This is a genomic window from uncultured Maricaulis sp., assembly GCF_963975345.1.
Classification (GTDB): Bacteria; Pseudomonadota; Alphaproteobacteria; order Caulobacterales; family Maricaulaceae; genus Maricaulis.
In genome coordinates this window covers 163,370-182,908 of sequence record NZ_CAXBGE010000001.1, presented here as the reverse complement: position 1 = coordinate 182,908, position 19,539 = coordinate 163,370, and the positions used below count along the sequence as shown (strand labels likewise).

General features: G+C 61.9%; 23 protein-coding genes and 1 riboswitch. Of the genes, 9 read left to right on the top strand and 14 right to left on the bottom strand.

Going from position 1 to position 19,539, the window contains the following annotated elements:
• Window positions 1–83: 83 nt before the first annotated feature.
• Window positions 84–917 carry a thioredoxin family protein gene (locus AAC029_RS00815; RefSeq protein WP_339742849.1) on the top strand — a complete coding sequence of 278 codons (834 nt, stop codon included), beginning with the start codon at window positions 84–86 and terminating at the stop codon, window positions 915–917.
• A gap of 28 nt (window positions 918–945) precedes the next feature.
• The gene (locus AAC029_RS00810; RefSeq protein WP_339742847.1) at window positions 946–1,758 is read left to right on the top strand and encodes a PhzF family phenazine biosynthesis protein; all 813 of its coding nucleotides are present in this window, start codon (window positions 946–948) and stop codon (window positions 1,756–1,758) included.
• Window positions 1,759–1,818: 60 nt separating this feature from the next.
• Here AAC029_RS00810 and AAC029_RS00805 read toward each other — a convergent pair whose 3' ends face one another.
• Entirely contained in the window at window positions 1,819–2,337 is a 519-nt protein-coding gene (locus tag AAC029_RS00805; RefSeq protein WP_339742844.1) for a hypothetical protein, read from the bottom strand.
• A 180-nt stretch (window positions 2,338–2,517) separates the two neighbouring features.
• Here AAC029_RS00805 and AAC029_RS00800 point away from each other — a divergent pair, with 180 nt between their 5' ends.
• On the top strand, window positions 2,518–3,795 hold the full coding sequence (locus AAC029_RS00800) for a trypsin-like serine protease (protein ID WP_339742842.1): 1,278 nt from the start codon (window positions 2,518–2,520) through the stop codon (window positions 3,793–3,795).
• Between the two features lie 20 nt (window positions 3,796–3,815).
• Here the strand turns inward: AAC029_RS00800 and AAC029_RS00795 are convergent, their stop codons facing one another.
• Window positions 3,816–5,108: an alpha/beta hydrolase-fold protein gene (locus tag AAC029_RS00795; protein WP_339742839.1), complete on the bottom strand. Its 1,293-nt coding sequence runs from the start codon at window positions 5,106–5,108 to the stop codon at window positions 3,816–3,818.
• 63 nt (window positions 5,109–5,171) lie between these two features.
• Here AAC029_RS00795 and AAC029_RS00790 point away from each other — a divergent pair, with 63 nt between their 5' ends.
• Window positions 5,172–5,864 carry a lysoplasmalogenase gene (locus AAC029_RS00790; RefSeq protein ID WP_339742837.1) on the top strand — a complete coding sequence of 231 codons (693 nt, stop codon included), beginning with the start codon at window positions 5,172–5,174 and terminating at the stop codon, window positions 5,862–5,864.
• Here AAC029_RS00790 and AAC029_RS00785 read toward each other — a convergent pair.
• The 8 genes from AAC029_RS00785 to AAC029_RS00750 form a co-directional block, all read right to left on the bottom strand.
• Window positions 5,827–6,216, bottom strand: a complete 390-nt coding sequence (locus tag AAC029_RS00785; RefSeq protein ID WP_339742835.1) for an MAPEG family protein — start codon at window positions 6,214–6,216, stop codon at window positions 5,827–5,829. The genes AAC029_RS00790 and AAC029_RS00785 overlap by 38 nt on opposite strands.
• Window positions 6,217–6,286: 70 nt before the next feature.
• Window positions 6,287–7,174: an RNA polymerase sigma factor RpoH gene (gene rpoH, locus AAC029_RS00780; RefSeq protein WP_339742832.1), complete on the bottom strand. Its 888-nt coding sequence runs from the start codon at window positions 7,172–7,174 to the stop codon at window positions 6,287–6,289.
• A 177-nt stretch (window positions 7,175–7,351) separates the two neighbouring features.
• Window positions 7,352–8,212, bottom strand: coding sequence for an alpha/beta hydrolase-fold protein (locus AAC029_RS00775; protein ID WP_339742829.1), 861 nt, complete (start codon window positions 8,210–8,212; stop codon window positions 7,352–7,354).
• A gap of 83 nt (window positions 8,213–8,295) precedes the next feature.
• Complete coding sequence (locus tag AAC029_RS00770) at window positions 8,296–8,685, bottom strand: DUF6768 family protein (RefSeq protein WP_339742826.1); 390 nt, start codon at window positions 8,683–8,685, stop codon at window positions 8,296–8,298.
• Window positions 8,672–9,265 (bottom strand): RNA polymerase sigma factor, encoded by a 594-nt coding sequence (locus tag AAC029_RS00765; protein ID WP_339742824.1) that lies wholly within the window; start codon window positions 9,263–9,265, stop codon window positions 8,672–8,674. The genes AAC029_RS00770 and AAC029_RS00765 overlap by 14 nt, the downstream gene beginning before the upstream one ends.
• A 114-nt stretch (window positions 9,266–9,379) precedes the next feature.
• Window positions 9,380–9,781, bottom strand: a complete 402-nt coding sequence (locus AAC029_RS00760; RefSeq protein ID WP_339742821.1) for a hypothetical protein — start codon at window positions 9,779–9,781, stop codon at window positions 9,380–9,382.
• Window positions 9,782–9,842: 61 nt separating this feature from the next.
• Window positions 9,843–10,847, bottom strand: a complete 1,005-nt coding sequence (locus AAC029_RS00755; protein WP_339742819.1) for an N-acetylmuramoyl-L-alanine amidase — start codon at window positions 10,845–10,847, stop codon at window positions 9,843–9,845.
• 419 nt (window positions 10,848–11,266) lie between these two features.
• On the bottom strand, window positions 11,267–11,851 hold the full coding sequence (locus AAC029_RS00750; protein WP_339742817.1) for a hypothetical protein: 585 nt from the start codon (window positions 11,849–11,851) through the stop codon (window positions 11,267–11,269).
• A 235-nt stretch (window positions 11,852–12,086) separates the two neighbouring features.
• Here AAC029_RS00750 and AAC029_RS00745 point away from each other — a divergent pair, with 235 nt between their 5' ends.
• The 5 genes from AAC029_RS00745 to AAC029_RS00725 all read left to right on the top strand — a co-directional run bounded on the left by AAC029_RS00745 (window position 12,087) and on the right by AAC029_RS00725 (window position 15,873).
• Window positions 12,087–12,422 carry a YkgJ family cysteine cluster protein gene (locus AAC029_RS00745; protein WP_339742815.1) on the top strand — a complete coding sequence of 112 codons (336 nt, stop codon included), beginning with the start codon at window positions 12,087–12,089 and terminating at the stop codon, window positions 12,420–12,422.
• Window positions 12,423–12,792: 370 nt separating this feature from the next.
• Complete coding sequence (locus AAC029_RS00740) at window positions 12,793–13,299, top strand: helix-turn-helix transcriptional regulator (protein WP_339742813.1); 507 nt, start codon at window positions 12,793–12,795, stop codon at window positions 13,297–13,299.
• Between the two features lie 514 nt (window positions 13,300–13,813).
• Window positions 13,814–14,671 carry an HNH endonuclease gene (locus tag AAC029_RS00735; protein ID WP_339742810.1) on the top strand — a complete coding sequence of 286 codons (858 nt, stop codon included), beginning with the start codon at window positions 13,814–13,816 and terminating at the stop codon, window positions 14,669–14,671.
• 247 nt (window positions 14,672–14,918) lie between these two features.
• Window positions 14,919–15,479 carry a hypothetical protein gene (locus AAC029_RS00730; RefSeq protein ID WP_339742807.1) on the top strand — a complete coding sequence of 187 codons (561 nt, stop codon included), beginning with the start codon at window positions 14,919–14,921 and terminating at the stop codon, window positions 15,477–15,479.
• A gap of 205 nt (window positions 15,480–15,684) precedes the next feature.
• Window positions 15,685–15,873 (top strand): hypothetical protein, encoded by a 189-nt coding sequence (locus AAC029_RS00725; RefSeq protein ID WP_339742804.1) that lies wholly within the window; start codon window positions 15,685–15,687, stop codon window positions 15,871–15,873.
• 47 nt (window positions 15,874–15,920) lie between these two features.
• On the opposite strand, the gene thiC is transcribed toward AAC029_RS00725, so the two are convergent.
• From thiC to AAC029_RS00705, 4 genes are all read right to left on the bottom strand, one after another.
• The gene (gene thiC / locus AAC029_RS00720; protein WP_339742802.1) at window positions 15,921–17,807 is read right to left on the bottom strand and encodes a phosphomethylpyrimidine synthase ThiC; all 1,887 of its coding nucleotides are present in this window, start codon (window positions 17,805–17,807) and stop codon (window positions 15,921–15,923) included.
• A gap of 8 nt (window positions 17,808–17,815) precedes the next feature.
• On the bottom strand, window positions 17,816–18,364 hold the full coding sequence (locus tag AAC029_RS00715) for a hypothetical protein (protein WP_339742800.1): 549 nt from the start codon (window positions 18,362–18,364) through the stop codon (window positions 17,816–17,818).
• The gene (locus tag AAC029_RS00710; RefSeq protein ID WP_339742797.1) at window positions 18,361–18,726 is read right to left on the bottom strand and encodes an MmcQ/YjbR family DNA-binding protein; all 366 of its coding nucleotides are present in this window, start codon (window positions 18,724–18,726) and stop codon (window positions 18,361–18,363) included. The genes AAC029_RS00715 and AAC029_RS00710 overlap by 4 nt, the downstream gene beginning before the upstream one ends.
• A riboswitch (TPP riboswitch) is annotated at window positions 18,722–18,822 on the bottom strand. (Overlaps the previous gene by 5 nt.)
• A 49-nt stretch (window positions 18,823–18,871) precedes the next feature.
• Window positions 18,872–19,513: a hypothetical protein gene (locus tag AAC029_RS00705; RefSeq protein ID WP_339742794.1), complete on the bottom strand. Its 642-nt coding sequence runs from the start codon at window positions 19,511–19,513 to the stop codon at window positions 18,872–18,874.
• Window positions 19,514–19,539: the final 26 nt, after the last annotated feature.

The window sequence follows — 19,539 nt, the reverse complement described above, 5'->3', positions numbered from 1 at the left end:
TGGTGCGCTCATCACGTCCGCTTGACTGGTATCGCGCGGCCCGGCGTGCTTTTGTTCCGCCGATTGCTGTTTTTGAGGTCGTGATGCGTTTGCTTGTCAGCCTGCTTGCCCTGTTCCTGTTGGCCCCTGTGGCGATGGCGGACGATACATCGCCCTCGCCCTTCGACCAGAATTATTCGGCGATGGCCGAGGTCGATGCCGCCATGGCCGAAGCGCTGGCCGGTGACAAACGCCTGCTGCTCGTTTTCGGCGCTAATTGGTGCCATGACAGCCGCGGTCTGGCGGGGCATTTCCAGGACCCGGAACTCGCCGCGACACTGCGCGATCATTATGTGACGCGCTTCATCGATGTCGGCTGGCGCGACCAGAACCAGGACGTGATCCGCCGCTTTGGCGTTGCGGCGCTGTATGCGACGCCGATGGTGATGATCATCGATCCGGCCGAGGAAACCTTGCTCAATCGCGACACGCGCGAAACCTGGGGCGCCGCCGCGTCGACACCGGTCGAACAGGCCCGCAGCTACTTCGCGCACTGGGCCGGCGATATCCCGGCTTCAGGCGGGGTGGTGGAAACCTCGCTGGTCTATCAGGCGATGATGATCGAGATTGATGTGTTCGAGGAAGAGGAGGGCAAGCGGCTCGCCGCTGCCTATGTCGAGATTGGCCACTGGCGCGCTTTGCCCGAAGCGGAATGGCCGGAAGACTTCATGGCGCTGGTTGACGAGGTCGATGAATGGCGACGCGAACTGCCGCGTCAGGTGACCGAACTGCGCAGCAACGCCCGCTCCATGGTCGTCGAAGCCCTGACCGCGATTGCCGGTGATGCGCCGGTTTCAGCTGAGACCGTCGTCGTGCTCGACCGGCAAAATCCCGACCTTCACCTTGATTTTCAACCCCATCAGAGCGAGCGCTGGTAGCTCGGCCCTGCCATTTCAGGATCGCACCATGCCCTCCATTCCCTATTTCGAAATCCATTCATTTGCCGACCCGGACCTGGCCTTCAGCGGCAATCCCGCCGGCGTCTGCCTGATGCAGGCCTTCCCCGAGGATGACGTCCTGAAAGGGATCGCCGCCTCGAATAATCTCTCCGAGACCGCCTTCCTGGTGCCCGATGGCAAGGAGGGCTGGCATTTACGCTGGTTCACGCCAGCGATGGAGGTCGATTTGTGCGGCCATGCGACGCTGGCGGCCGGGGCTGTGGTGCTGGAATATGATCTGGGCGCGCAGGATATCGTTCGTTTCGAAACCCGCTCGGGCCGGCTCGAAGTGCGCCGCGATGGCACGGCCTTCGCGATGGAGCTACCACGGATCGGCTATGGTGCCGGGAAACGTGACGACGCGACCCAGTCCGCGCTCGGGATCGAGAGTGACCCGATCGAGGTGTTGAGCGTCAACCGGATTCATGGCGCCGGCTATCAGATGTGGGTGATGAGCGATCAGGCAGCCGTGAAGACGGCCGAGCCCGATCATGCCCGTTTGCGCGCGCTCGACACCAATATCATTCTGACGGCGCCGGGTGAGACATGTGATTTCGTCTCGCGCTTCTTCGCCCCTGCCTCCGGTGTTGACGAGGATCCGGTGACCGGATCAGCCCATTGCACTCTGGCACCCTATTGGGCCGAAAAACTGGGCAAGACCCGTCTGAGCGCGCGGCAGATCGGGCCACGTCCCGGCGCGCTCGAGGTCGAACCCAAAGGCGAGCGCGTGACCTTGTATGGCCACGCGCCGCGCTATCTGGAAGGCCGGCTCTGGCTGTAGCGCGAAGGATGCGCTGCAGTCAGATACGGGCTCGGTTTCTGACGTCTTCAGCCGGGCCGGTTAGTGATGGCCGCGGCGATTACTCCGATGATCGCGTTGGTCGCGATGACCGCGGCGGTCGCGATAGTCACGACGGTCACGGTGGTCATTTCGGGCATGGTCATTGCCCGAGCTGAACGTCGTCCCAAAGCTCAAGCCGAGCACAGGGCGCTGGCGTGGATAGTCGATCACGACATTGATGCTGCGCGAGTAGCCGTGGTGATCGACCGCATAATAGCGGCCAGACCGGTCAAGATAGACCCGGCCGGGCGATGACATGCCCCGCACGTCACGGCGTTCATAACGGTCGGGATAGTAATTCCACGCATACGCCGGACAATCGATCACCCGGCGATCACGAAAATCCTCCCGGCGGTCGCCGCCACCGGTGTAATGGCGGGCGTCGAAACGGTCCTCGCGCAAATCAGGGCAAGACGCCGCATTGGCATGCCAAGTGCCCGCGCTGGCCGCGCCGGAAAAACCGGCCATGCCAATGGATGCGAGCAGGGCAGCGGCGGCAAGTTTGGCGGTGATATTCATGACAATCTCCTGCGTTTGCTTATTCCATGCCGTCATTTGATCATGAGCCGCCTGAGGCGGGTTTGAATGCGCCGTTCAGCAAACAGTCATCTGCATGAACGATAGAATGGCCGTTCAATGACTTGGTCATGGCGGGGATTCACGCGATAAGCGGCCAAGCGACAGGGGGAGTTGCAAGCCATGCGTACCGGATTGATCGCGGCACTGACCGCCATTTTATGCGTTGCCACCAGCCAGGCCGATGAACCCGGCCTGCTCGGTGCGGCCCCGGACGCCCTGTCCAGCCGAGAAATCACCAGCTGGCTGCACCGGATCCAGAAACCCCAGCGCCCCGGCGATGTCTCGCGCGGTAACTATCGCGGCGTCGATACCTGCCGCTGGGCCAATGATGGCGAATGCGACGATCCCGGCATCGGCACAGGCGCTTGCGAACAGGGGACGGATTATTCCGATTGCTGGCGCATCGCCGAAAATGTCGAGGATGACAGTTGCCAGTGGGCCAATGACGGCGAATGCGATGAGCCCGGTTTCGGCACCGGTGCCTGTACCCAGGCGACCGACCTTTCCGATTGCGGCGCCATCATCGATCTGCGCTTTCGCAATGATAGCTGCGACACCGCCTTCAACGGCATTTGCAACGAACCGGGCGTTGGCGATGGCAGCTGCGCCGCGCGCACCGACCGCGCCGATTGCATTGGCCGCGACCGGCCGCTGACCATCAATGATCATTATTTCGGCCATGATGACCGCGTTTTCATGGACACTTCGCGAGCCCCTTGGGACGCGGTTGGTCAGATCGACATGGAGTCAGGCGGCGCCTGCACCGCAACCCTGATTGCCGATGATGTGCTGATCACTGCCTCGCATTGCATTGATGATGACGGACGCACCGACGCCCGCGCTGTCTTTCACACCGGCTATGATCGCCCGGGCGGTCCACTGGAAGCGCGTGTCACCGGCTATCTGATCGACCCGAACTGGAATGAGGAACGCTTCAGCGCCAGCGATGATCTCGATGGCACCGATTGGGCCCTGCTGCGGATCGATCGTCCGCTGGGCGCCCAGATCGGCCATGTCGGCGTGCGCGGCCTGGTCCAGACCGCCGGCAATCGCGGCGCCCGCCAGGCCGAGCTCTACCAGGCCGGCTATAGCTGGGACACCGGTGCGCATCTGTCCGGCAATCTCGGTTGTCACATCACCGAAGTCTTCAACGACAATACCATGGCGCATAATTGCGACACCACGCGCGGCGATAGCGGCTCACCCTTCATGGTGCGTGAGGGCAATCAGTATTTCGTCATCGGCACCGATTCCAACTTCCGATCCAACCCCGGCGGCCCAATGACATATATCGCCGTACGCTCGGAAGCCTGGCTGCAATATTACGACGATTTCGTCGCCGGCCGGATCGGGAATACTGGTCTGAGCACGCAGGCGGGCGGCAAGCCGGTGAAGTAGGCGGCGGCGGCGCTGGCCGCCTACTCCGGCGGCTGAAAAAGCGCCTCTAGCGCGTCGGCCAAGGCCAGTCGCCAGGCAGCCATGTCGTGACCGCCGGGATAAATGCTGTAGCCGGTCTGGTAGCCGGCGGCGGTGAGGGCTGCGGCCATGTTGCGGTTGGTGTCCAGCATGATGTGACCCTGATTGGTCGAGGTGGTGATGTATTCCAGTGAGCCGGCGGCGAGCTGGAAGCGTGGCGCTTCGGCGGCGGCCTTGGGGGGCGCTTGCCCGAGTTGGCGCGCCAGCCATTCCGGGGCTTCTCCCTCCGGCGCCCAATAGAACGATCCCGACAGCGAGATCACCGCACCGATCGCCTCGGGCCGCGTCAGGCCGGTCACCACCGCCGACAGGCCCCGCCGCGAAGCACCGCCGAGCAGGACATCACCCCGCGCCAGCCGGAAGCCGAATTGCTGGCGCAAAAAGGGTAAAAGCTCGTCGGCGACGAAGCGTGCCTGATCGGCATAGGCGCTTTGCGCACTGGCTTCGTCGAGCTGGTCAATCAGCACAACATGCATGGGCGGGATGATGCCCTTGCTGGCCAGATTGTGGACGATTTCCCAAGCCGGGGCGCGGGCGCCCCAATTGAAGGCGTCATAGAGGATCAGGACCGGCGATTGATCCGTGCCAGAAGCGGCGCGATGCATTTCCAGACTGACATCGCGCCCCAGCGCAGCGCTGTTGAGCCGCCGCGTCTGGACCGGCGGCAGGGCATCCGCTGCCACCGGCAACAGCGGCGACAGATCGCCAACGCCATCGAGGATCAGAACCGCCTCGGCATTTCGGCCCCGCAAATGACGCGGATTGTGCGGGTCGCTGACGCGCAAGGTCCCGGTGGGGCCAGTGACCAGAAAGCTGTAACTGGCTTGGACATCACGCGCCACATCCAGGCTCAAGGCCCAGATCGTGCTGCCCCCCAATCGGTGCAGCGGCAGGGTGTAATCGCGCTCGAAGTCGGTCACCGGCATGGTGACGTGCGGCGCGTTGATGACGCTGTTGAGCCGCACGCCCGTGACATCACCGCCGGCTTTGTAGAGAAAGGTCACACGGCGCTGCTGCGCATCGCCGGGGATGGGCTCGATCCGGGGCAGACCGCCACGCGCCAGCGCGGTCCAGGCCTGTTCGACTGCACCGGGCTGATCGGTCAGAAGGGTTTCGATCTCGGCCAAGCTGGCCAGCGCGGGCGCCGAAGACGGTGCATCCACGGGCGCGGCCTTGGCTGGAGCCAGTCCGGCCAGAATGAGGCTCAGGGCCAGCAGGGCCGCGATCAGATCCATGAAACTTCCCCTTGCCCATTCGAGACGTCAGTTTAGCCTGCCCGTCATCCATGGGGGAAGCCGATGACAGCCATACCGATCCATATCGCAACAGATCGCACCTCGCGGCTGATCCTGCTCGCCGCCCTGATTTTCGGCGCGATCTATCTGCTCGATGATTTCGGGCTCGGCACCCCCTACCCGCTCAATGTCGTCATCAAGGCCGGCGGCGTGGTTCTGCTCGGGCTCTACGCCCTGAAACAGGGGCGGCTCTGGCTCGGGCTCGGACTGCTCGCGGGCTCGGCCGGGGATGCATTCCTGGCGTTGGAGCCAACACAACAGGCGCTCGGCATTCTCGCCTTCGGTATCGGCCATCTGATTTATATCGGCCTGTTCGCCGACCAGCTACGCCGCAAGGGCAATCGCGGCCTGCCCGGCTATCTCGCAACCGCCGTGATCGCCGCATTTGGTGTCGTGATGCTAGTAGCGCTACAGCCGCATTTCGGCGAGCTGCGCGTGGCGGCCAGCGTCTATAACGGCATTATTCTGGTGATGGTGGCGCTGGCACTGATCGGCCGCGCGCCGCCGCTGGCGGTGATCGGGGCCCTGCTCTTCATGGTATCTGACGCGGTTCTGGCCTGGCGCATGTTTGCCGGCATGCTGGATTGGGCCGGTCCGGTGGTGTGGGTCTGCTATTTCGGCGGCCAAGCCTGTATCGCGGTCGGGCTGAGCCAGCAGCTCAGCCCTGCTGGAGAATTGCAAACGCCATCACGATGAGGCTTCCGGTCCCTGCCAGCCAGAACAACGAGCGGAGCAGGGGAATCCCGCTGGCATAGGCCGGCACATAGCCGGCTCGCGCGATCAGAAAGACCAGGGCCGCCCCTGACAGCATGGCGCTGTCGGTGCCCTTGATCAGCGCCAGGAGCGCCAGTGCCAGAAATACCGGTAGGGATTCGAGCATGTTGTTCTTGGCGCGATCCAGCCGGGCCGCCAACACCGACATTTCCGGTTGGGTATCACGGTTGCCGACAATGCCCGCCACATCGAAGCCGAAGCGGGACGTCTCCTGTACAAAGATTTGCAGCCCATACAGGGCCAGCACCAGAATGATGATCATCGTCAGGGTCATCGGTCCGCACTCCTTGAGATTGTGACCATGCCTTGGCAGCATACAGCAATCAGCGTGATCGCCGCCAGATTCAGTTCATCAGGCCCTGTTCGGACGCTTTTTCCTTCATCGCCTTTTGCAGCTTCTCGAAGGCGCGCACTTCGATCTGGCGGATCCGCTCGCGGCTGACGCCGAAATGTCCGGCCAGTTCTTCCAGCGTTTCGGGCTCTTCCGACAGGCGGCGCTTTTGCAGGATGTGTTGTTCGCGCTCATTGAGCTCGCCCATCGCGGCCTGCAGCAATTGCATCCGGGTGTCGAACTCATCGCTCTCGACCAGCTCGTCTTCCTGACTTTCCGCATTGTCGTCGGCCAGCCAGTCCTGCCATTGGCCATCGCCCTCAGTACCGCGCAGCGGCGCGTTGAGCGAGGCATCAGGGCCTGACATGCGGCCATTCATCGACATGACCTCATCGGTCGTCACGCCCAGCTTGGTCGCGATCGCCTGGGCCTGGTCGGGCTTGAGATCATTATCATCGATCGCCTGCATCTGGCTTTTCATCCGGCGCAGGTTGAAGAACAGCTTCTTCTGGGCCGCCGTCGTGCCCATTTTCACCAGCGACCAGGAGCGCAGGACATATTCCTGGATCGAGGCGCGTATCCACCACATCGCATAGGTGGCGAGGCGGAAGCCTTTTTCCGGGTCGAATTTCTTGACCGCCTGCATCAGGCCGACATTGCCTTCTGAGATCACTTCGGCAATCGGCAGGCCATAGCCGCGATAGCCCATCGCGATCTTGGCGACGAGGCGCAAATGCGAGGTGACGAGTTTTTCCGCAGCGCGGGAGTCTTCATGCTCGCGCCAGCGTTTGCCGAGCATGAATTCCTCATCCTTCTCGAGCATGGGGAAGCGGCGAATCTCGGAAAGATAGCGCGACAGACCCTGTTCGGGAGACAGTGAGATTGACAGTGCATTGGCCATGATTTTCCCTATCCCTGCTTGGAAAACAACGCCCTGCAAAAGCGCGCTGCTTCCCTGTCCGAACCCTATTTAGGGAGCCGGATTTACAATTGCGAGTGTATCACAGCCCTGTGACCGCCATTGATGGGCATATTGCCGCGCATGGCGGGTATTCACGGATGAGCGGCGGGGCATCGCCTAATCCTCTTCGGTGGCGAAAGTCAGCCGCAGCGCACGCAGAGCGGCGGGATTATAGATCGTGTTGTGGTGCTCGTCCGGCATCGGCTGATACCACCAGGTGAGGTCCTCCGGCGCGCCGGCTTCCAGGGCTGCGACGAGCCGGTCCATGCCCGTCTGCATGTCCTCGCCTTCATCGGCGATGGTGAGATAGAGCGAATGGCCGCCAAAGCCACCGGCGGCGAGCAGGTCGGCTGCCTCATGGCTCAGCCCTTCACCGCGCCACCAGAGCGACGGGCTGACGGCGATATAATGATCGAAACTGTCCGGCGCGCGCAGGAAGGTCTCGGCGATGAACAGGCCGGCCATGCTCTCGCCGATGATCGCGTCCTCGCCGGAGGTGCGGTAACGCGCCTCGATATAGGGTTTGACCTCGTCGAGCAGATGCTCGCGGTACTGGCTGGCGCCGCCATTTTCCGGGATCCAGCGCAGATCGTTCTCCAGCTGCGACGGTGCCGTCAGCTCGAGATAGCGGTTCTCGGTCTGGACACCGACGAGGATGAATTCGCGGTATTGCCGGGTCAGACCCGCCAGCGCGGCCATGCCGGCCATCGGCACGAAATCCTGCGCCACGCCGCCATCAACGACATAGAGCACCGGAAAACTGCGGCCCGCGCCATCGCCATAGCTCGCGGGCAGCGAGACCGTGATCGTGCGTGGCGCGCCATAAATCGCCGAATCCATCACGATTTGGGTTCCGATGGTGACTGGCGTGTCGCCCGGCAAAACCGGGGCCGGTGCAGGGGCGGGCTGGCAGGCGGTCAAGGCGAGGCTGGCGGCGGCCAACATCACGCACAGGCGGGCGCTCGAGATCAGGGTCATGATTGTCCTTATCCGGTCATGGCAACAGGGATTGCGCCTGTCTGACGCAATCCCTGCATTTTGCCAAGTTTGGCGGCGATGGCTCAAGCGGTTTGACGGGCCTGGCTGCGAACCAGCTGCAATTCCAGCCGCTTCACTTCGCGGATCACCCGGTTGTGCTGCAATTGCTCGCCCATAAAGCCCTTCATGAAGAGACCAACCTGCATCGCGGCCAGGGTTGCGACGCCCCAGCGGATCGCCACCAGCGTGTCGCTCGCGGTGAAGAGGTGCCAAGCGGCCCAGAGCGCCAGCCCGGCGGCGGCCATATTGACGATGTAGACCAGCCACATCACCCAGCCGAGCCGGCCGCCAAACAGGCCGAACGCCTGGGAGAAATAACCCGGCTCCTGGCCGAACTGATCGAGCAATTGACGATCCTCGGCGTCGAGCGCTTCGGCAATCATGGCGTCGAGTTCCTTGTCACTTCCGGTCATCTTGACCTCCTGTGTCGCGTGGTTGAGGGGTGGGCGTTTCCAGTGCCGTGCGCATTTTGCGGCGGCCATGCATCAGGCGGGTTTTGATCGTCCCCACCGGACTGTTCAGCGCGACGGCAATCTCCGCCACGGTGAAATCATCGATATAGAAGAGCGCCATCGCGGTGCGTTGCTCGACGGGCAATGCGGCCAATGCCCGCGCCAGCGGTCCGCGATCGGCCAAAGCTTCGGCATTGCGTTCACCATCATCGGCGCCTTCGGGCTCGGCCGCGAGCGCAGCGCCAGTCTGGCGTCGGCGTTGCAGGCCGCGCACAGTGGCGGCGCTTTTTCGGGTGACGATGCGATAGGCCCAAGCGGGAAAAGCGGCGGCATCGGCAAGACCACCCAGACCGCGCAATATGTCGATCCAGGCGTCCTGCAGCGTATCGCGGGCCAGTTCGGCCTCGCCGGTCAGCCGCACGGCGTGGCGCAGCAAGGCCGGCTGCCACAGACGGGCGAGCTGGCCACAGGCCGCGCGATCACCGCCTTGAGCGGCAATGACGAGATATTCCCCGAGGACCCGTCTGCTGTCGCGTTGCATTGGCTCTGCCACCCCGTCTGCCGGGCCGATCAGCGGCCCCGTTCAGAGTATAGGTGTGCCAGGGAGCGAAAAGGGTTCAATCGCGATTTGAGCGGGAGGTTTTGTCTCAGGCGCTCAGCCCTTCGCCGGCAGGCCCTTGTGATAGCTGAGATAACCGCGCTCAACCATCCGCCGCATCGCTTCATAGGCTTCCGACAGCTCGTCATAGACACCACGCAGATGCGCCAGCCGCTGCAGCTGGGCCGGTTCGAGTGCTTTGTGGGTCTTGGCGAGTTCGATGGCGGTCGCCACCCAAGCTGTGCGCGCCTTGGCGGCGGTCAGGGCGAGATTGCGGAAATCCTCCAGCGAGACGTGGTGGATGTCCTTCTGGATCACGGCCTGGTTGGCGGCCGAAACCGTGTAATCAATCTGTTCGAGATAACCACGCAGCTTGCGCTGCTCGGCCGGGTCCTGGACCAGATCGGGCTCGAAATGATCCGACATGCGCCGGAAACTTGATGTCGCAGACTTGCTCATGCCTCACCTCTACAGGCAAACAGGCGCCAAACATGCCAGAAACCGATTAACAGCGCCTCTATTACGCCGATTGCGCCAAATGTTCGCGAAACTGCGCCATCGTCATCAACTCGGTCGGCGTGCCCATGGCGCCGCCGGGATCGGATTTGCGCCCTGGCGAAACCTCGTCATGGCCAAACACGCGATCCAGCGAGAATGAGTCCGGGAATTTGCGCGCCAGCCAGATGCAGATCGCCGTCAGGGAGGCGAATTGCTCGGCGCTATAGGGCAGATACCAGCCCTTGACGATATTGCCGCCCTCGCACAGGCGAACCTCGTAATCGCGATACCATTCGCTTTCCTCACTGAGGCGCGTGCAGCGGCCATCATCGTCAAGCACGACACGGCCCTTCTCGTCGCGCTTGGTATTGAACCATGGGCAGAAAACGCCCGTCTGGACCGCCGGATAGAGCAGACCGGGATTGTTCAGCTCGAAGCCAACATAATATTGCGACACACCCTTGCGCCCCGTCACCGGACATTGGCTTTTGCCGGCGTGATAGCCCCAGCCTTCCCAGCTGAAGCCTTGCGGCAGGAAAATCCGTCCCGAGCGGCTGATGCCGCCATAATGATAGCCCTGCTCGGCTCCATAGCGCATCACGGCGGCCGTCGAGCGGTCGCTGGAGGGCTGGATCCGGGCCGCGTCGAAATGCACGATCAGGCCTTCAAGCCCGTTTGGCCGATAACCGCGCACCTTGTGGAAGACATCGGCCAGGGTTTCGAAATCCGGCTGCATTACCTCGCCGAGCGCCAGCCGCGACGGGCGCTCCTCATCATCGACATCATCAGCGGGCGGCGCCGGTTCGTCGCGAAAGTCCTCGCAGGCGCCCGTCCACACGAAAGCCTCGCCGCGACAGGCATACCAGCGGTCATTGCCGCCAACGCTGTCGCCGCTGACTGTATCAGTAATGAAAATCTCAGTGCCAGACGCCAAAGTCTCGCGGATCGGCGCCGATAATTTCGGCGCTCCCGTTCTGACATTGACCCGCGTATGAGTGCGTGCCCGCGCGATAATCCGATCTGTCATCTGTCCTCCCCAGAGCCGATGAACCCTTTATACAACCTGTTCTCACTTTTCGTACAGCGTTCGCCTTACAGGATTGTTACAGTTTACAGCCGCGCGGCTCCGGCGGGGACAAGCGCCCGCGATCCCGGCCCGGTGATCAAGGAAAACAAGGCTATCGCGGCGCTGCGGGGCGGCGTAATATCGACCCACGCGGTCCGCCGGACCTCGCTCAAAGGAGCATGACATGGCCAAGGGTCAGCAAAAATCCAACAAGGAAACCAAGAAGCCGAAAGCGGAAAAGAAGAAAACCATCGCCGCTGCGCCATCCACCAAGGGCACGATTGTGCCACCGGGCAAGAAATAGACTTTCGGCTTTCAGGGGACATGCCGCCGCTGCTCCGCAGCCGGCGCGTGTCCCCTGTTGCGGGTGCGCCGTGGTTTCAGTCCAGCAGTCGGGACGGCCGCAATCCGTTGAAACAGAACAGATATCCCGCCAGGATCATCGCCCAGCCGCCGACATTGAACCAATGCGTCCCGAAGAACATCACCACCACGCCCAGCACGACCAGCGCCGGCCCAATGCGTGACACTTTCAGATAGGACAGTGCCGGCAGGGTGACCCCAGGCATCAGGATATAGTTCGGGCCAAAGGTGATAAACGGCCCCCAGATCGCCGGCGTATCGATCAGCTGGCGCGCCACCTGGTTTTCCATTTCGCCGTTCGGCAGCGCCCAGAACACGAAATCGAGCACACACATACCGATCGTGAAGGCGACGCCCGCCAGCAGGAGCGGGATGGTCACAAGGTGGATATTGCGGCGCGGCAGCCGCCCGGCAAACGGCAGCAGCAACACCACCCCGACCAGCAAACCCCAATGCGCAAAATCGATCGGCCGCTGCGCCTCGACGAAAGGCTGACCGAGATTGATCAAGACCTGGCCGGCCGTGTAAATCACCAGACCGGCGATAAACAACACCCGATCCCAATAGCGCGGAAAATCCTGCGTATCTGCCTGAATGATCATGCCAACTCCTGTAGCGCCTGGCGGCGAATCTCCCCCTTGAGGCTAACCGCCGCTGCGCCCGGGTCAAAACTGTAATTGGCGTGGGTCCAGGAAAGCGATCAGCCCGCGCACGCCATGACCGCCTCTGCACCGGCCTTACATTTTTTGGATGCAAATCAGCCCTGACTGGCGTAAATCCCGCGCGCTGCGGGCCGGGGCGTAAGGACGCCTTCGCGCGGTGGGCTTGTCACTTCACATGTTGGATACGGCGTTTGACTGCGTCGCCTGCGGAGCCTGCTGTTTCAGCCGCCATCCGCGCTATCTCGTCCTTTTGCCGGAAGACCAGGCCCGCATCGGCCCCGACGCCCTGCCCCACGGCAGCCTGTTCGAGGAAGGCGGCCGCGCCTTCGTCGATTTCAGCTGCGGCCACTGCACCCATCTGCGCACTGACACCGGCCAAGCCCTCTGCGCCGTCTACGACCACCGACCCGAAGCCTGCCGCGCCTTCAGGGCTGGCAGTTTCGAATGCCAAAAAGCGATCCGGGCCAATGGCGTGATGGGCGAGAAGGTGCGCGTGGTGCCGGCGGCCTAGCTTTGCGCGCAGACGGAACCACACCCGCTCCACCCCACAAACCGTCATCCCAGCGCAGGCTGGGACCCAGTCTCGTAGAGCCAGGCCGGAATGGGGTAAGGCGCCAGGCTTTTCAGCGCCAATGCGTGAATCTGGGTCCCAGCCTGCGCTGGGATGACGATGGGATTGGCGTTGAGTGAAAAAAGCCGCCCGCCCGGGCGAGGCCATCCCGTAAACCTCTTGCCGGCAAGCGAGCGCTTTCACGGCCTGCATTGCTTTTCTGACCGGCACTTGTCACCCTCGTGTCGCTTGGCTGTCGTGGGCGACAGGCCGGCGGTGGGCTAGACAGGGGCTCGCAATCGGGCCGAACCGGGACAAGAGAGCCATCTCCATGGGACTGAAATCGCTGCGCCTTGAAAAAGGCTGGTCGCAGGAACAACTCGCCACGATCAGTGGATTGAGCGAGCGTACGATCCAGCGTGCCGAACGCGGCGAAACGCCCAGCCTTGAAACCCAACGGTCGCTGGCCGCCAGTTTCGAGCTCTCCCCGTCCCGATTGCGCGACTTGATCCAACCCCAAGAGGAGCGCCCCGATGTGGCCACCCCCGAAATCACCATGACCGACAGCCCAAAGCCCACGACCCCGCTTGCCGGCACGGCTCCGCCCATCATCACCCCGGCGCTGAAACGCATCCTGATCGCAGGCGCCATCTATATCGTCGTGATGAGCTGGCTCGCCCTGATGCAGGTATTCGCCGGCTGGGACCCGGAAATCCTGGCCCCTGTCGGCATTGTCGGCGCCAGCCTGATCGCAACCCTGGCCTTCGCCACGCTCGGCGGCGACAAGCCCGAGACCGCCCCAACGGACGGGGCTGACGGATCTGGCGCGGCAGACTGAGCCGCAAACAGCGGGTTTCAGAGGCCGAAGGGGCCAGGCGCGTAGACGGAACCACACCACCTCCCACCCACAAACCGTCATCCCAGCGAAGGCTGGGACCCAGCCTCACAGAGCCAAGCCGGAGCGGGGTTTGGCGTCAGGCTGATCGACGCCAGCGCGTGAATCTGGGTCCCAGCCTGCGCTGGGATGACGATGATATTGGCGTTGAGTTAGCAAGCCGCCCGCCCGGGCGAGGCCACCCCATAAACCCCTTGCCAGCCAAAGGGCCTCAGGGGCCAGGCGCGGTCAAGGGTGAAACCGCGAAGCGGCGCCCGCGGCGCCCTTGACCGCGCCTGGCCCCTGAGGCGGACTCTCGGCATGGGGTTTACGGTGGGGTGTGGGTGGGCGACGCAACAAAGTCTCGCGCTTCACGAGGAACACTCGATATCTTAGCTCATCTTTGGGCGACCAAACGGGACTTGCAAACCCTTGCAATGGGTTACAAGCTCGAACCTCAAATTACGACTGGTCACCCATGACAACTCTTGAAGAATTGCGCCCGCGCAAGAAGCGCACGACCATGTCAGTCCTTGATGAACTTGGCTTCGACGTCTCTGACTGGGCGAATTATAAGCGCGGAAGTTCTTGGGCCGCGGCGAATCCGAAGTATTGCTATGAGTGGGGCTTTTTGAACCCGGGCAAACTCGCCGTCCTGAATCTTTGGATACAGAACACCGACATCAGCGATGGCCGCGTTTCACAACCCAATAATTTCCGAGAGGATGCGAGATTTTGGAAAGCGAACGGGCGCGGCGCGGACTGGGGAAAACGCGCAGCGAAGCTCGATGAAATAATGCGTCACGCGGTCGAGGAGCAACTCCCACTTCGAGTCATTTTCCTTGATGGTACGATGCGAGACGCACAGGCCGCCAACGCCACGACATCTAAGGTCACGGCCCGCGATCTGGACCCGGAAGTTTGGCATGTTGCTTCGTACGACTTCGCGACGGGACAGCATACTGTGGTGCGTGGAGACATCGAAGAAGAGTATATGGATCAGTTCGATCTACCCTCGAACTCCAATCCACCAGACAAATACGAAACCACCTCGTCCACTTTCAAACGAGATCGCGCCGTTCGGAAACTCGCGCTGAAACTGGCGCGTGGAAAATGCCGCAAGTGCGGAATGCCGGGTTTCAAAATGCCCGATGGCCGCCGGTATCTCGAGACCCACCACATCGTGCCGCTGTCCGAGGGCGGCATAGATCATATCACCAACGTTATAGCGATCTGCCCCAACGATCACAGGGAGGCCCATTTCGGTTTGGAAAGCGACGCGATGCGAGTAGAGCTCCTTCGTATTGTTCGAGCCGACAGCACCTTAGACTCGTAAACCGAAATCTACCTCATACCGAACCGCGACCGCACATTGCCGCGCGGATTGGCAACTAACCCGCCCCACGCCCGCAGCGACATCGATGGCCCAGCCCCCCGAGGCAAGGCCCAAGGGAAACGACCCCGCGCTTCGGCAACAGCATCTATCGGTCGGGTGGATTTTCACATTGGATGTGATTTTGTCCATTAATATCTAGTTGACAGATATGTATCGCCGCCGTACAAGACAGCCTACGGAGGTCGAGATGAACAAGCAGCACGACAAAGAAGCACTCATGCAGTTCCTGGATTGGACCGGCGAGAAGGGGCTGACACCCATCAATACGGTGCAGTCGCGCAAGGCGGCCGTGAACAAGGTGTTGTCCGTCCTTGCAGACGATGAGGTCACCGACGTCACCAAGATTGATGTTGATGACCTCATGGATCGTTTCATCAACCTGAACCGCGATGGCTACTCACCAGAGAGCCTGCGCGCGTATCGAAGTCGCGTGGGCAAATCCATTGACGAGTTCTCAGCGTATCTCGAGAACCCGATGGCGTTCAAACCGAGTAGCCAACGTCGCCGCACTCGAAAGCTACGGTTGCCCAGCTCAGCAACGGGCAAGATTGGCAAAACAGCATCGCCACAGGGTCAACCAGCTGATTCGGCTCCTTACAAAGCGCCCTCAGTCGCAACCAGCATCATCCCTATTCCGATAAGAGCGGATCTCACCGTTCATATCCAAGGCATACCCTTTGATATGACTCAGGGAGAAGCTCGGCGGATTGCCAACGTCATCGTGGCATTGGCAAGTGAGGAGCATTAACAAGGAGGAGCAAGATGAATAAAAACAGAGTAATTGCCGCCATGCGCATGCTTGCCCGCATGGTTGGCAACAACAAAAAGGGCCACTCCACTCGCCCGTAGCAAGGAAATGGAGTGGCCCTTGGTGAGCGCCCAAGTCGGCAGCGTCGCGGACAATGTATCGTGACGCTGCCATTTTGTCAACGGAATCAAAAGGATTCTGAAAAATGAACAGTAAGAAGAAATTGTCCCCAAAAGATGTCCTCGACATCAAACGCCGCCTCAAGCGCGGCGAGTATCAACACCATATCGCCGCGCGGTTCGGCCTCAATCAAGGTCGCATCTCGGAGATAAAGAACGGGCATCGTTTTGCGGAAATCCCTCTGCCTAACGAAGACCAGCCCGACCTCCTGTAAGCTCTAGAGAACGGCGCGGCAGGGCCGCCGCGTCGTTCAACTTTTGACTAATCAATCGCCTCCCTGACCTTCCCGTCCTCGCTGAGATAAATCTCCCCGCCCTTCTCACGAAACTCCGCCGCCTTCTCCGCCATGCCGGCTTCGGCCTCGGCGATCACGTTCGGCGCGCGCGCAGAGCCAAACTTGTCGCGGATCTCTCTTGTGATCTCCATCGAGCAGAACTTAGGCCCGCACATGGAGCAGAAATGGGCCACCTTGTGGGCGTCCTTGGGCAGGGTCTTGTCGTGGAAATCGCGGGCGGTTTCCGGGTCGAGGGCAAGGTTGAACTGGTCTTCCCAGCGGAATTCGAATCGGGCGCGGGACAGGGCGTCGTCGCGGATTTTCGAGGCCGGGTGGCCCTTGGCGAGGTCGCCGGCATGGGCGGCGATCTTGTAGGTGATGACGCCGGTCTTGACGTCATTGCGGTCGGGCAGGCCGAGATGCTCTTTCGGGGTGACATAGCAGAGCATGGCACAGCCAAACCAGCCGATCATGGCGGCGCCGATGCCGCTGGTGATGTGATCATAGCCCGGCGCGATATCGGTGGTCAGGGGGCCGAGCGTGTAGAAGGGGGCCTCGTGGCAACACTCCAGCTGCTTGTCCATATTCTCCTTGATCTTGTGCATGGCGACATGGCCCGGCCCTTCGATCATCACCTGGCAGCCTTTTTTCCACGCAACCTTGGTGAGCTCGCCCAGGGTTTCCAGCTCGGCAAACTGGGCCCGGTCATTGGCGTCGGCAATCGAGCCGGGGCGCAGACCATCACCCAATGAGAAGCTGACATCATAGGCGCGCATGATGTCGCAGATTTCCTCGAAATGGGTGTAGAGGAAGCTCTCCTTGTGATGCGAAAGGCACCATTTGGCCATGATCGAGCCGCCGCGTGAGACGATGCCGGTGACGCGGTCGGCGGTCATCGGCACATAGGCGAGACGGACGCCAGCATGGATGGTGAAATAATCCACGCCCTGCTCGGCCTGTTCGATGAGGGTGTCGCGGAATACTTCCCAGGTCAGGTCCTCGGCGACGCCATTGACCTTTTCCAGCGCCTGATAGATCGGCACGGTGCCGATCGGGACCGGCGAATTGCGCAATATCCATTCGCGGGTGTTGTGGATATTCTTGCCCGTCGAGAGATCCATCACCGTATCGCCGCCCCAGCGGATCGCCCAGACCATCTTGTCGACCTCTTCCTCGACACTCGAGGTGACCGCGGAATTGCCGATATTGGCGTTGATCTTGGTCAGGAAATTGCGGCCGATAATCATCGGCTCCAGCTCGGTGTGATTGATATTGCACGGGATAATGGCGCGGCCACGGGCAATCTCGGAGCGGACGAATTCCGGCGTCACGAATTCCGGGATCGAAGCGCCGAAGCTTTCGCCATCGGCCATGCGCTCCTTGAAGCCGGCCATCGGCGTCTTGCGGCCGAGATTTTCGCGCTCGGCGACGTAGATCATCTCGTCCGTGATGATGCCGGCACGGGCGAATTCATATTGGGTGATCGGGGCATCGCCGAGGCCACGCATGGGCTTGTGCAGGCCAGGAAATTCGCGCGCCAGATACTTGCCCGAAGCGCCGCCATTATCGAGCGGGGTGACCGGACGGCCATCATATTCCTCGACGCCGCCACGCTTTTTGATCGAGGCCAGCCGGATGCGCGGCAGGCCATGCTCGACATCGATCGTCGCGTTGGGATCGCTGTAAGGCCCCGAGGTGTCGTAAACCCGCACCGGCGGCTCATTCGCCGTCGGATGCAAATCAATCTCGCGATGCGGCACCTTCAGGCCCGGCGCGGAAACCGGCGACGTCCAGATACGGCGCGAGCCGGGCAGAGCGCCGGTGGTGACTTTGGGGGTTTCGAATGAGGCTTGGCCATCTTTTGCGAAATTCATGGGCTTGTTCATTGGGGGGCGTCCGGTTTTGGCTGTGAAAGGGTTTGCAGGATGAGGCGCTCGACGGCGGGGCCGTCGGCGAGCGAGAAAAGTGTGAGCGCGGGACCCTCGTCAGACCGGGTCCAGACATGCAGGTCAAACGCCCCGGCCTCGGGCGTCAGGCGGATGCCCGCGATATTGCGCGTCAGCAGGCTGTAGCGATTGCCAGTTACGTCGAGGGAGACGAGCCGAAAATTCGTCAGCAGATAGGTGGGGTCTGTTTTCGGATCGAATTCGGGGCGCGCATTGAATATGCCAATCACCAGCCCCACGGAGATTGCGCCCAGCAGCAAGGCGACGAGCCCGTTCAAAAGCCCGAGAAACCCGTCCATGCCGCGCGTGTGACCGTATATGACCGCGGCGGTCGTTGCCGCAATAAATCCCAGCGCCCAGGCGGACATTGTGAGCCTGGCCCGCCAACGCGGCGGCAGCTTGCCTTTCGCCAGCGAGAAATCCGGCACCCCGCGCCAGATCACCGCTTCGCCCTCGAGCAGGAGATCATCGAAATCCTGCGTCATGGCTCCAACCCAAGCTCGGCCCTTGCCTTCTTCGTCAGGCCCGCAGCGACCAGCCGGTGGCTCTCGCCGAGATAGTCGCGCAGCATGTCGATATCGAGCGTTTCAGGCCCGGTCCATTGCAGCCAGGTCATGCCGCGCGAGGCGAGATAGGGCGCCGGGCGCATGCCCGGCTCGTCCTTGTAAATCTCGAACGTCATCGGTGAGCATTTGAACGAGATGCCGAAGCCTTCGATATCCTTGGCCCAGCCGCCAACGGCAAACACCTTGCCGCCGACTTTCCAGACATGCGCCTCGCCCCACTGCACGACGGTGCTGGTGGCGGGCAGCGTGCCGCAGAATGCGTTGAATTCAGCTTCGTCCATCACTTGGCTCCATCCCGACGCCGGCATGACCCGGATCCGGTCCTAAGGGTGATCTCTCAGCCTCGGCTTTCGCACGGGGCACCCCTTGGAACTATTGCCCGCAGAGTGGCTTGATGCGGAGGTTTTGGCAAGCCGGGCGCGGCGTTCAGCGGCCACGCTTTTTCGATGCATCTTCGCGCTCGACGGGGATGCGATAGGTGCGCCGCAGGAAGTCGAGCACTGGCTCGATATTCTCGACCGGGTCGATCCAGAAGGGATATTTGCCCTCGACACCCTCGCGCCGCACGAGACAGAAGCGGTTGCGGCCAGCGGCTTCGATGACACGCGCCGCCCCGATATCGCTGACCCGGATTTCTTCGTAGACACCGCCCTCAACCCCCACGGTCAACACCCGGCGATCGGTGAAGATGTGTCGATCCACCGGCTCCCCCTGCAACACCTTGCGGACGGCCCAGGCGAAATAGATGGCACCAGCCCAGCAAAGGAGCCCGATCAGAAGATACTTGAGGCCCTCGGCCAGCAGCGTGACCGGGTACAGGTCCAGATGGCGCAGGACAATCCAGCCATCCATCTGCATGAAAAGCCAGAGCCGCCAGAAGGCCCAGGCACCAAACCCGACCCCCATGAGGATAGTCACCGCCCCCGTGAGGCGCACACGTCCGTGCGATTGCACGTCACCGCTCACATCGACCTTCACCTCGCGAAGCACGGTTTCGCCCGCTTCAGCGACCCAGGGCGCGCGCGGACCGATGCCGCCCTCCGTCTCAACATTGCTCCACATCGACATGGGTTGGTCCATTTCCGCGGATGGTG